The sequence below is a fragment of the Rhodococcus sp. BS-15 genome, from assembly GCF_000813105.1.
Taxonomy (GTDB): Bacteria; Actinomycetota; Actinomycetes; order Mycobacteriales; family Mycobacteriaceae; genus Rhodococcoides.
In genome coordinates this window covers 1-12181 of sequence record NZ_BAOX01000138.1, presented here as the reverse complement: position 1 = coordinate 12181, position 12181 = coordinate 1, and the positions used below count along the sequence as shown (strand labels likewise).

The 12181-nt window shown below is 60.9% G+C and carries 11 protein-coding genes; 2 read left to right on the top strand and 9 right to left on the bottom strand.

Features of this window, described 5'->3' with window-relative positions; genetic code table 11:
- From RHBS_RS16040 to RHBS_RS16030, 3 genes are all read right to left on the bottom strand, one after another.
- A partial coding sequence (locus tag RHBS_RS16040; RefSeq protein ID WP_145977527.1) for a hypothetical protein occupies positions 1 to 1562 on the bottom strand: 1562 nt, incomplete at its 3' end.
- Between the two features lie 259 nt (positions 1563 to 1821).
- Positions 1822 to 3888, bottom strand: coding sequence for a PQQ-binding-like beta-propeller repeat protein (locus tag RHBS_RS16035; protein WP_237669271.1), 2067 nt, complete (start codon positions 3886 to 3888; stop codon positions 1822 to 1824).
- A 264-nt stretch (positions 3889 to 4152) separates the two neighbouring features.
- Entirely contained in the window at positions 4153 to 4833 is a 681-nt protein-coding gene (locus RHBS_RS16030) for a DUF4190 domain-containing protein (protein WP_128646018.1), read from the bottom strand.
- A 288-nt stretch (positions 4834 to 5121) separates the two neighbouring features.
- Between RHBS_RS16030 and RHBS_RS16025 the strand changes: the two genes are divergently transcribed.
- Both RHBS_RS16025 and RHBS_RS16020 read left to right on the top strand, forming a co-directional pair.
- A complete protein-coding gene (locus RHBS_RS16025; RefSeq protein ID WP_128646017.1) occupies positions 5122 to 6321 on the top strand; it encodes a hypothetical protein in 1200 nt (399 codons plus the stop codon).
- A 9-nt stretch (positions 6322 to 6330) separates the two neighbouring features.
- On the top strand, positions 6331 to 6684 hold the full coding sequence (locus tag RHBS_RS16020; protein ID WP_121873073.1) for a hypothetical protein: 354 nt from the start codon (positions 6331 to 6333) through the stop codon (positions 6682 to 6684).
- 128 nt (positions 6685 to 6812) lie between these two features.
- On the opposite strand, the gene RHBS_RS32300 is transcribed toward RHBS_RS16020, so the two are convergent.
- From RHBS_RS32300 to RHBS_RS15990, 6 genes are all read right to left on the bottom strand, one after another.
- The gene (locus RHBS_RS32300; protein ID WP_374700615.1) at positions 6813 to 7022 is read right to left on the bottom strand and encodes a DUF2510 domain-containing protein; all 210 of its coding nucleotides are present in this window, start codon (positions 7020 to 7022) and stop codon (positions 6813 to 6815) included.
- 217 nt (positions 7023 to 7239) lie between these two features.
- Entirely contained in the window at positions 7240 to 7617 is a 378-nt protein-coding gene (locus RHBS_RS16010) for a PH domain-containing protein (protein WP_032379830.1), read from the bottom strand.
- A gap of 83 nt (positions 7618 to 7700) precedes the next feature.
- Complete coding sequence (locus tag RHBS_RS16005; protein WP_187298514.1) at positions 7701 to 8204, bottom strand: YbaB/EbfC family nucleoid-associated protein; 504 nt, start codon at positions 8202 to 8204, stop codon at positions 7701 to 7703.
- A 47-nt stretch (positions 8205 to 8251) separates the two neighbouring features.
- Positions 8252 to 8923 (bottom strand): hypothetical protein, encoded by a 672-nt coding sequence (locus tag RHBS_RS16000; RefSeq protein WP_128646016.1) that lies wholly within the window; start codon positions 8921 to 8923, stop codon positions 8252 to 8254.
- Between the two features lie 140 nt (positions 8924 to 9063).
- Positions 9064 to 11616: a hypothetical protein gene (locus RHBS_RS15995; protein ID WP_121873077.1), complete on the bottom strand. Its 2553-nt coding sequence runs from the start codon at positions 11614 to 11616 to the stop codon at positions 9064 to 9066.
- A complete protein-coding gene (locus RHBS_RS15990) occupies positions 11616 to 11927 on the bottom strand; it encodes a hypothetical protein (RefSeq protein ID WP_121873078.1) in 312 nt (103 codons plus the stop codon). The genes RHBS_RS15995 and RHBS_RS15990 overlap by 1 nt, the downstream gene beginning before the upstream one ends.
- Between the last annotated feature and the right edge of the window lie 254 nt (positions 11928 to 12181).

The following is a 12181-nucleotide window of genomic DNA, read 5'->3' as shown; positions in this document are numbered from 1 at the left end:
CCGAACTGCCCGGCTGCGCGGCGAGACAGGGCGGCGTCGACGGCGGGGTCACCGAGCTTTCCGAGCCACACGATCAGGTCCTCGTAGGTCGACGGATTCGCAGCTACCGCTGGACGCAGTTCCGGTGATGTCGTGGCGATCTCGAACAGTGTCGCGGCGGAAGTGCGCGGGTCGGACGCGGCGTCGACAGGCCCAACGAACTGCTGGGACTGCGTGTACTGCACCTGCGAAGAATGAGACTGTCCGTAACCACCGACCGGCGAGGGGCCCGCTGTGACCGACGCGAAGAGGGACACCCCGGAGTAGAGGTCACGCACGGCGGGTGCGACGGCAACCGACAGGGCGATGATGATCGTCGAGGCGCTCATCGCCAGGTCGAAGACCCAGACGCTGGGAAAGTCGGAGTCGTACATGATCGACTGAGTAATGAGCCGACCGATCATCAGCGCCAAAAGACCCAGACAGATTCCGATGACCACCTCTCGCGAGGGTCGCGGATCCGGCGAGTTGTAACGAAATGCCAATGATTGAGCCCCGACGACCGCAAGTACACCGATCAGCAGAGCGAAGACAGCGAGAGCAATCGATTCGCCGACGTCGTTCCAGCCCGACACCGCTTGGGTGATGACGTAGGCGAGCAGCGAGAATGCGGTGCCGAAGCTCCAGAATGCTATGACTCGAAGTCCGTTCCGGGCTGCATCGAGCCATACGTATCCTGCGTGAGTGGCGTCGGTCGCCGCGGGAAGCCCGAACGGCAGGTAGGCGATCACACTGGCCGCGACGAGCAAGGTGATCGCATAATAGGGACTTCCGAATGCGTTGTGAAACAGCTCTACTCCGGTCAGATCGTCGAACGAGAGAAAGAACGCACCGACGAGCAGGGCAGGGCCGAGGCCTGCAACCGTGAGCCTCCAGGACTCGAAGCGGTTGGCCGCCCCGGCCGCTATCACACCCAGCACCACGACCGGTACTGCCGCCGAAGTCACTCCACCGACCAGACTTTGAAGAACGTAGCCACCGTCCGACGAATACCGACTCGCCGACACCAGAACGAAAATCAGAGACAGTAGGCCGGATACGACTGCCAATCCGGCTGCAACGATCAATAGCGGTTTGATCCACCCCAACCAACGGCTTCCTGCGCGTGAGTCCATTCGTAGCTCTGCTGCACGAGGTTGCGCGGCCAAGAGTGCACCCGCCACACCGAACCACGCAGCCGAACCGATCCCGTCGCCGGTGAAAATCGACGAGGTTTCGCTGAAGCGAAACATCCCTCGGATCACGTCGTACAGAAGGAATACCACCACCATCGCGATGAGCGGACCGTTCAGAGCGAGTCGCAGCACCCGCACCTGGCCGACCTGCCAGTTCTGCCCCAGCATTCCCAAGCGCGCGAAGTAGGGCAGGCCGAGCGACGCCAAGGACAGCAAGGTCAGGAGAACAACGAGCGCGATGATGCCACCCGATCCCCCGCGTGTGATGCCGAACTCGAGCGTCCACGGCAGAAAGAACGAGACGAAGAGCAGGACGCCGGCCACGCCGTCCCGAATGTAGTCTCCCACCGGTATGTCGGTGAAGGCCGACCGCGCTGGAGCACGGTTCTGCTGCGGAGGTTGTGGCGGCGGTGTCCCGGGGTGGCCGGGCGGTGGCGGGTAGAAGGTAGGGGGTTGAGGCGCACCGCTGGTAGTCGGTTGACCGTACTGATATTGGTTTTCTCCGGGCACGCGCCGAGCTCCTCGGGGGATATGGACAGTGGGCTGAATTATCCGACGGGGATGGGGAATTGAACAGTCATTTGATCGGTGGACGATGCTCCACCGATCACCGTCGGTACTTTGTGGTGCCCGAAGAATCTCGGCTGTTGCTCACGATCTTCGCGAAACACTGATCGAGGGCGATATTTTTCGAGTCGCACCATCCGTTGGCTGCGTCCGCATCGGCAAAAGTCAGGCCCGCAACGGTGATCCACCAACCGCGCAGATCGAATGTTCGCCACTCGTCACTCCACAGCAGCCGTACTTCCGGATACATCAGTCTCAACTGCAAGTGCTGACGCAAGATCTCTTCGGCCGTCCACCGGACCTGAGCGCCGTTGATGTCAGCGGCGTCGAGTCCAATTCGCTTGGAGGAGATCTGCGCCACCCATCGGTCGGCCAAATCGCCTCGGACGTAGGGCAAATCGGCGTTGGCCTGTGCCCTGAGTGCGTCGAGGCTCGTGGTCTCGACGTCGGCGGTGGTCGGCGCTGCGCTACGTACGGCCGTGATGGGGCTGTTTGTCCGAGCCTGTGACGGAGAGCCGGTCGTCAAGCTGGAGTCGCTCGTTCCTTCGTCCTCGCATTCGACGAGTTGGGAGCCCGACGCCGTTGCGTCGGTCAGGCTGGAGGACGAACCGAGGCTGTTCGGTAGTCGCCAGAAACTGTCGAGTTCGTACAGGAACTCGCGCTCGATCGAGTTCGTGGTGTTCGTTCTGTCCGTCCTCGGCAGATAGACAGGCGAATCCGAGAAGTCGAACACTGCCGATGCGACACTGGATCCGCTGTCGGTGATCGATACCCTCATCGCGTTCGTCGAGACGATGTCTCCGCCTGGACAGGACGCTTTCATCTCCATGCGCACAACGAGACCCTCGGCCTGTGTGCGATATTCGATCGGCGTGAGAACGGGAGTACTGCCGCACTTGGTAACGAACTGGTCCTCGGAATCGCCGCTGTCTCCGGCGCTCGGGAGCCTGCCGGGTACACCGGACGCTCCCCCGGTCGGCGGGTAATAGGTGAAGGCGTCGTTGGTGATGGAGGCCAGCCCGTCGTGAGCCTTACCCCACCTCGCGTAGCCGTCGTCACCGTCCAAGAACCAGCTGGTTGTGCCGTCCGTCAGGTTCACTGCTACGAGACCGTCGTCGACGCTGAGCAGGACCTGCTCACCATCCGATTCGACGAACTGGAGGTTCTCCCCCACTCGCGTCGACCAGAGCTGCTCACCGGTGTCGAGTCGGTACCCGGACAACGTCTCCGTATCCGTTCCCAACACGATGTCGCCGATAACCTTCTTGAGCGAGAAGTACTCGCCCCCTTCGACAGTCCACACAGGGGATCCGTCCTCGATGTTGTATGCACCGTCGGATCCCACGAACGGGCGACTCTCGGACTCGGCGACCAACCATGGGTCTGCCGGGTATTCACGCTCAGCTCGAAAAATCTCGGTTCCATCGCCCGACGAGACGGCTGTGGTGTATCCGTCGTCAGAAATGGGCATTTCACACAGAACCCCAGCGAAACCCTGACCGGGCAACCGGACGAAGCTTCCGAGATTCGGATCGGAAATCAGTCGCCCATCGGCCGCGTCGAGAGCGATGGTCCGGATGCTCGAAAAGTGCACAATGCCCTCGGAAACGTCGAAGTGATGAGCATCGCCCGACCCGACACATTGGGTATCCCACGTCTCGGTGGTCGACCACTGCGCATCGAGGTCGCGCTGAGTTCCGCGAGCGATCGTGTAGCCGCCTTGGAAGCTGTCGATGGTGAAAACAGAGCCGTCGGACACTTCGACCATTTCCGCCGACGGCCGATCGACCGTGGACTGGACGTCACCCGTCTCGATATCGTAGAACTGGACCTCCGCTGCCCGCTCGCCCCGCTTGCTCACGACGCACGGCAGAGTGGAGTCGATGACGTTGGTTGCACACGTGATGGTTCCGTCGGCGGGGGTGTGCCACTTGACTCGGCCTGTCGCCGCGTCCACGGCCACGACTTCGCTCTGCTGCCCCGGGCCCGTGCCCACTGTGGTCACCAAGGTCGAACCGATCTCGGTGAAGTTGGCGACGCCGTACGTAGCCGACAGAGAGTCGGGCCACAGGAACGATCCACCCGGCAGTACTTCATCTACCGACAAGGACCAACCTTCTTGGGGCTGAGTGGGATACGTGTTCGTCAGTTGGCCGGCGACTGGCCCGTCTTCGGAGTCACGCAGGAGGTTGACCGCCGTCAGGCGCCTGCAGCAAGCGCACCGACCACCACAACGGCCACGGAAGCGATCACCCAACCCCGCCTACGCGTTGCGACTGCTGGGTGCTGAGAACCAACGGGCGGTGGCGGAGGCGGCGGCGGGGGCAGACTCACGAGCGAACTCTTCTTGTGGCGGCTCGCAGGCCCGCGGTCATTGTTCGGTGAGACACAACACGACGATCGGATTATCGGTGCTCACCCAGTCGTACGAGCAGTCCGAGGCACGCGATCCTCGGCTCGTGACGCGGTGAGTAGCACTGGCCGATCCGCACGATGCCTCGGTGACCGTGACGGAGTTGGTCCCGTCTCCGTTGGATGATCCAAGTATCCGCGAGACGCAATCACCTACGGACGCATTTTCGATTACCTCGGCCGTACTTGCCGAGTCGTACGTCGGTGCCGTGCTTGCGTACGTCGAGTAGGACTGAGAAGTCTGAGTGGCGTAGTAATCGGACGAGTAGGTATCCGAATCGAAATTGTCGAACGCACTGCTGACGGCATTGGCGATCATCATCAGCCACACGATCGACAGAACCATCAGCGTGGTGAAGATGTACCCGATGATCAGGCCCGCCAGGGCGAGGCCGCGACCCTGCTCACCCGAGCGCTTGATCTGTGACAGCGCGATGTGCCCCAGCACGATCCCCAAGGGCGCGAGAACCAGCCCACCGACCAACGCTGCAATCGCCAGACCATTGGTGCGTGGCTGTTGCTGGTATCCGTAGGGCTGCTGTCCGTTCCAGTACGGCTGCTCGTGGCCCGGGGCCGGAGGCAGAGAGGGAGGAGGGGGGTGGTGGGGGGCGGCGGAATACTCACCGGGAAAGCCGTCCATTGCGCATGTCGGGAATCTACTGGCACCGGGATGCGGAACGCAGTCCTCTGTTCGGATGACCTCGGTACTCCCCGGAAGCGGGTGTCATCCGATCGGTCGACATTCCAGATCGCAGATCGGTGCAACAATCGCCTTGCTTCCGCCCCTCTGATCGGTTGGACAATGTCGTCGTTTCGCTTGCTCGTGGCACCCTTGACGGTTCTGTGCCTGGTGGCGGCATCCTGTAGTTCCGAGGTCGACACTGCGGGCACTGCACAATCAGGTACACCGCAGACAGGAAATTCTGCGGTGGCCAGCATGGAGACGGACGGTGCCAGCGTGTCGCTGGACGTCGACGGTATTCGAGTCACAGCGACGGCACGCTCCGAAACTGCTCCGCCGGGGACATCTCTGACCATCGCACCCACGAGTGACCCCATCGAAGGTTCCGACATTCAAGCCATCCTGGGTGAAATGGATTCTGTAGCAATAGAACTCGAAGGCGGGGCGCAACCGTCATCCCCCATCGAATTGAAATTCGATCTGTCAGACCGACCTGAGCTTGCACATTTGATCAGCGACACCGTCCGACCGCTTGTTCGATCCAGCACCGCGGGCGAGCCAACTTCCTCAGATTACGAGACGGCTGATTGGGATCCGGTCACACGAATCGTATCCGCGAGTACGTCCCATCTGACGGACTTCCAACTGGTCATTGCCGACGCAGGTAAAGCGTTCGATCAGTTGATCGCTGATATGACGATGAGTTCCGGCCCTACCGGTAGTTCATGCAGCACCGAGCTCACCATCGATGGTGCCGACTACTCTCTTGCATCCACCGCACCGGATGCACCCGTACAGGGGTGCTTGACGGATGTGGACGGCGTTGGGATCGAGTTCGCCAACCGTTCGGATCAGTACTACGGCGTCTCCTCAGCCCCGAACGGCACGTATTCCAACACCGGCGCGGTGGGTAGCAATGAGCTTCTCGCCACGTGGCTACACAGTAGGTCCGGGGATGGCCTCCTACTACCGCAAACGGGTGGCCGAGTGGTGTTTCCGCCAGGGACCGCCGAGGCCACAGTGAATATCGACGTGGACCCTGTCGCGCTCCAACTGGGAACCATCCTCACCGGCGTCGGCATGCTCGGAGTCGACGGCGATGCCCTTCTCACTGCGTTCGAGACCGGCAGTACCGCATGGCAGTGCTTCACATCCGCAGCCGAAGTGATGCGCACTTACGACAAGATCGACGCCCGGCAGTTCCGCGACATGTTGGCGGACGTTGCACAGTGTGGATTGACGGCCGGTCAGCTGGTCAACGGTTCGGCGCGGAACCGCGCGCTTCACCGGATGAGCGTTGCTGTCTCACTTTTCACCGATCTACCGGACGCCTTGATCGCGAACGCGGCTGGAGCATGGAATGAAGTAATCGGCAACAATCATCTGAAATTTGCCCTGACGTCGACTACTTCGGATCTGAAAGCTTCGGTGCCGGTGGCACCTTAGTCGAATCTGGTGCCGCTGATCATCAAGGGTCACGGAAGCCCGGCCGACTCAGGGACTGAGATTGCGCCGAACCACTTCGCGGTTGGCTCGATATTGAAGGACATCGGAGCGCTTTATGCGAGCCTGAACCTGCACTGGGAGAACGACAACGGTCGAGGCGTTGGCCAATACTGCGTAGAAAAATCCAAGGTTCTCGACGCATCCGGATCTGTAATGCTTACTCGAGAGCAAAAACTCGGTGGTTGCGACAACGGAGGAGGATGGGGCTTCAACATCGGACCCGGTTCTTACACCTACGTCCTGGATGTCGATGTTCGTGATGGGGAATCACTTCATGCCGAGCAAAGCTTTTTGGTCGAGTGACAAGAGATGCTGAGGCAACGCCATCACCCCACCGCACACCATGCTGGCCCCGAGTCGCGACATCAAGGAAGACTCTCATGTCCAGGAGATCGACTTGGTTGATCTCACCAGTGTCTCCGCCCGGCAGGTCAAAGCGTTGTGGGCGGAACCGGGCCGGTCGGGGCGACTGCATCGGTCCACCGCCCGCCGTCGAACCACCTGAGCTGGCATCGATTTTCGGGGTCGACATACCAACCCGGTGCGGCTGTGTGAGGAAGAGCCGCTACAGCTGAAGAACGTCGACGGTTCGAGGAGAGAACGGCATAGACGATTGCGCCGATGATCGCTATCGGAATCATCAGAAGGAACAGGAGGATCAGAATGTGCCAGGGGCTTGCCATTGGGGTCCTTCTCTCATCGGGTGTCATGGAATGTTTGCGTACCGGTGTTCATCCGCGTAGAACGTGATCAGCTTTCAGTCAGCCGTCGCAATCGTGTCGCAACCTTCGATTGTCGACGCAAGAGCCGCCCAAGGGACTTCGTTCGATTTTTACGATGCGCGATATTGCTGGAAGATCAGGACACCACGAAGTGCGAGAGAATCGCTTGGACCTCGTAGATGTCGACCTGCTTGGTGAACTGCTTTTGAATAGGTGTCGCATTGCCCGAAATCCAGATCTTCAATTCAGCGTCCAGGTCGAAAGTTCCAGCGGTTTCGACGGCGAAGTGCGTGATCGAACGGTAGAGCACGCTGTGGTACTCGACCTTCTTACCGGTAAGCCCTTGCTTGTCGATCATCAGCAACCGACGGTTCGTGAACAGGAACGCATCCCGCACCAGCTGATACGCCGCGTGAATCTGCTCGCCGCTACCCAGTAGTCGGCTGTATTCCTGATGCGCTGCAGCTGGATCGATCTTTCCTGCGTTGCCGATCAAGCCATCCATGAAACCCATGCGCTCGCACTCTCTCGTCCCAAGTCCGCTGTGCGCGGACACTCCAGAAATAGTCGCTGGCAAACGCGCGGACGTTACCGAATCTATTCCAGCCACGACTTGCGCTGGTAGTAGCGGTCAACGTCCGCTTCGGACTTGTTGGGGCCGCGGCCCACAGACCGGGTATGCGACAGCGCCGAGAAAGCCTGCTGTGCAACGGACTTGTCCCCGGGCTGAGACAACTCAACCGGCCGCATTGCCGGTTCCGACGTGTCGCATGCCCCTTCGAGCCTCACGCCATGGTTTGCTCTGCTGTCGGTCACGTCGGAGATCCGAGCCACCATCGGGTCTTCGCGCAGTTCCGCCATCACTGCTGCAGTGCGCCGCTGGACATCGTCAGCAGTCCGGTTGTACGCACGCATGATCAGGTCGGCCAACACGTCGGGTCCACGGACGTAGGCGTCGCGGCTCACCTGGAGCCCGGTGAGGCGACCGTTCGCATCCGTCCGGACAGTGACGCCATCGAGTTGTGTGATGCCATGGATGTCGGCCACGGTTTGTTGCAGTCGACGAACTTTCGCGCCGAGTTCTTCGTGGGAGCTGATCACAGTATTGGCCTCTTCGTTGAAACGATGTACCCGTCGAATACGTCCGGTCAATTCGCGGAATCTGGCCAACCAGGGTAGGCGGGCTGTACCGGTGGCGGAGTGTCCATGGCATCACGCTCGATGGTGGGAGTCGTGTCCGGATACAGCGATCGCGCCCACTGAGTGCAGCGGCCGACCCCTGCGGTGGCCGGATCGTTGTCAACGAATCCGTCGATTTCCCAACCGATGAATTGATCATCGACAGGTGCCTGCCACTGCGCCTGATCGGGCTGTGGTCCGACCGGGGGCTGGGTTGCGATGGGTGCCCCTACTGCGCCGCCGGCGCGAGTGAATCGCGTTCGCAATTCTTCGCCCTCACCGTTGGCGAAACGTGCCGGCGAGTATTTCTCGTTCTCCAGCACTCCGACTCCGACAGACAGCACACAGACCACAGCGTCGAAGCCACGTTCGTTCGGGATGATTTGTTGAATGTGACCGTAGACGGTTCCAACAAAAGGCCCTTGGCCGGTATCAGTAATGAAATCTCCCTGATATATCCCACCGCCCTTACTACGCGAACTTTCCGCGAACCCTATGTACGAATATTTGAGACCAATCATCATCGCAATGACGGCAGACTCATCGGCCGCGCGAATCACTGTTCCCTCAGCCGAGAAGAGGTCAATACCCGGTTCCGCCGACCACACCATCGTTGTATCGCGTAGTTGATCGGGAACCACATAGGCATCAGTAGCGGGCCAGCTCGGTGCCAGTGTAGTCAGCGGAGCAGCTCTGTCCTTTGTCTCCAAGCCACAGGCAGTCATCCCAGTTGCCACAATCAACAGTATCGCGCTGACATTTCGCAGACTTCTACCCATACTCATCCGTAGATCGCTGTCGGCCAGGCATTGCGTGGACTGAGCGCCGATTCCTCACTTGCCAACCACTTCAAAATCTCCTCCCTATCAGGGCTATTTCCCACCGGACGAATCGCAGTCCATAGTAAATCTTCCTGCTCATCACCCGTCGCATTCTGCGAGTATTCTTCAAGATTCGAGATACCGGCACGCTCGATCAGCTGGGCAACAATGTGCGACGCATCAGTACGCACTCGGTATGGCTCATCCAGATAGTTCCTTACGGCCTCAGAATACGGAAGCAGTGCCGTCCCATCCTCATTCCTGTACGAATCAGGAACATCCTGGATATTCACCGCACCAGCGCTGACCAGTGCGTCGAGAACGCTATGTCGCCTGAAGTCCGGGCTGCCCCACTTACTCGCCGAATACTCATCACTCCTGCGATCGAATCCGAACTGCGATGCATCGAGGGTCAGCTCGGGAGCCACCGGCGAATCGAGATCCTCGACAGACAGCACATACGGCTTCAGAAACTCGGAGCCAGCCGCGACGGCGATTCCACCAGGGCCCAATCCACCGGCAACGATTTGCCCCGCTGTCCACGCTGCAGTGAACTTCGAGTTCCGGGCATCGGCAGCTTCCTGCTTGTCGACTCCGTCCTGCACACGTTGGTCCATTTCGGTACTGAGCCCGTGATCGACAAGCCACTGCAGTCGATAAGCCTGGTCCCCCAGCGACGCATCGCCGGTTGTCGCGAACAGCCGATCCATCCGTTGACTCTCAGCGAGCGCAGTGCCGTTGATGATCTGGCTGGCCTGATCATCGGAGTCGAGAATACTGAAAACACGAAGCGGCTCAACAGGTCCGCCGATGTAGTCCTTGCTGCCGCCGAACTCGCCGAAGCCATGCGTCTGCGTGAGATCACCCGGCATACCGGTCATGTCCCCCACGAACGGGGCGAGCGCCTCGGCGACCTGAACCGCCGTACCGCCACCGATCTTCGGATCACCCGACAGCAGTGTCGTGTAATTGTTTGTGCCATACGATGATTCGGTACTGGCCATGATCTCTGCCAGACCACGTGCCGCGGCCCCTGCCCGCACCGAGTCCTCGACCTCGGCGGACCCTTCGGCCGCCGTCGAGTGCGCATCACGCGGAATCCAATCGGTGAGAGATGCCATCGCCGTACCGTCGTCGCGCTGCAGCAACGGCATCACCGCAGTATCTGCGTGGTACCCCGATCCGAGGATCTCCGGCCCACCCTCGCCGGTCAGGATGGCGTGCGCACCTTCGGCATTACGGGAACCGAGAGCAATTGCCTTCTCGAGGGCTTCCGTGTGACCGGCAGTGTCGATAGGTTCGTTGCTGAAAGGCAGGGCTCCGCCATGGGCATCGATCGCGGACAGGTGCATTCCCTGTCGAATCAGCTCGGTCGACATCTTCGTCCCGGGCTCGTTGCCCGCCTCCGCCAGCGACAGGGCGTCGAACAGCTTGCTCTGGCCCTCGTCGAAGTTCCGGTGATCATCGACGATCGGACCGTCACCGGGATACGTGAACGCATTGCTGTCCAGTCCGTCGATACCGAGACGTGGTCGAGTCGAAATGAGGTCACGCATGTCCTGAGGCAAGTTTTCGTAGGTGCCGGCTCCGGTGAGAGTCCCATCCGCGCCTCGGCCGGTGCCGACGTTCTCGTTGGACAAGACCATGACGCCGTTGGCGAGTGAGGCTGCCGCCTGCTGACCGGCCGAACCCTGCGATTGCAACTCTCGGCTGGCGGCGGTGAAGCCGTCGACACCCGCGGCGTCGTAGAACTCCTTCAGAAACTGCTGGGTGCTCGCAGGGATCGTTGCAGTGCCGCCGCCCAAGTAATTCTCGAGCTGCGCGGGTTCGATCCCCGTGGCCCGCAGGTCCTCGGTGAGTTCGACGAGGATGTCAGCTGGGATCGATTCACCGTCACCGATGGCATCTCGCACCGCAGTACCGATCGCCCTACCGTCTTCGGCCGAGAGCACCGCTGAACCGACACTGGTACCACCGGGACCACCGTGTTGTTCGAGGTCTGCCAGACCATCGGTCAGTGCCGACCTCAGCGCCGTCAGAGCGGATCCGCAGTGAGCCAGATTCTCTTTCAAGCTGATTTGGAAATCCGCCGCTTGCCTGTCGAGTATGCCCTGCAACACCGGGCGGAGTGGGTCATCGTTGGCACCGGGAACCGTTGGGCTGGTGACAGTTCCGTCCGGTGCAACGGACATGCCGTTGAGGTCGACAGCGGTATCGCGAACGGTCAGAAGTGCTGTGCGATAGGCATCGAGCGCCTCTCCATGCGTGACCATCGCGTCACCTGCGGTGTCGGCCGCGCGTTTCGACGCCGTTGCGGTAAGCACCTCCGAGACCGCGGACATCGACGCGGCCGCGCTTGCGTCGCCTACCCACGTCTGTGCGCACCGGTCGACCGCGAGGTCCACTTCGGCCAAGCGGTCGACGAGAGCCGTCCCCGCTGTCTTCATCGCGCTGCCCGCCGCAGCCAGCGTCTGCGGGTTCCACGACTCGACCTGGGGAATCGTCGGAGTCATCACTGGCCGAACCCGTGGGTCAACGAGCCGAGCTGTCGCATGAATGCGTCCTCAACGGCTTCATAGGTGGCCGCGGACGTAGTAGCGCCTTCGGCCAAGGCGAGCGCTGCGGAACTGTGTTCCGCCACGGTGGTCTCGAAAGCCGCCGTCAGCCGACCCAGAAGATCGTCGATACCGGCGTCAGGCATCACCACTGCGTCAGTACTGCCGCTGACGGGCGCGGCAACCTGCGCGACTTCGTCCGCTGTGACCTTCAGCTGCGCCCCCAACGACCTGATCGCATCGAGATCGGCTTTCAGCATCTCCCCCACTGCACCTCCCCCAAAAAACTGGCGTCACCATGTCGCAGCCACAACGATCGGTATTCGACGAACAGAATCCGACCGGGCCCCGGACTCCGGCCAATCACATGCCCGTACCCGCGGCGACGTCGGCGATGGACTTCAACGTCCGATGATCTGCATACTCGGCCTCGTCGAAATAGCGCTTGAACACCGACCGCATCAATTCGATGACTTCGATGTGCTGCAACAGCACGACGCGCAGTGATCGATCACCACTGAAG

Coding starts and splice junctions, on each gene's coding strand:
- RHBS_RS32300 (WP_374700615.1), bottom strand. CDS start 7,022: ATGATTCCGATAGCGATCATCGGCGCAATCGTCTATGCCGTTCTCTCC.
- RHBS_RS15995 (WP_121873077.1), bottom strand. CDS start 11,616: ATGACTCCGACGATTCCCCAGGTCGAGTCGTGGAACCCGCAGACGCTG.
- RHBS_RS16010 (WP_032379830.1), bottom strand. CDS start 7,617: ATGGGTTTCATGGATGGCTTGATCGGCAACGCAGGAAAGATCGATCCA.
- RHBS_RS16030 (WP_128646018.1), bottom strand. CDS start 4,833: ATGGACGGCTTTCCCGGTGAGTATTCCGCCGCCCCCCACCACCCCCCT.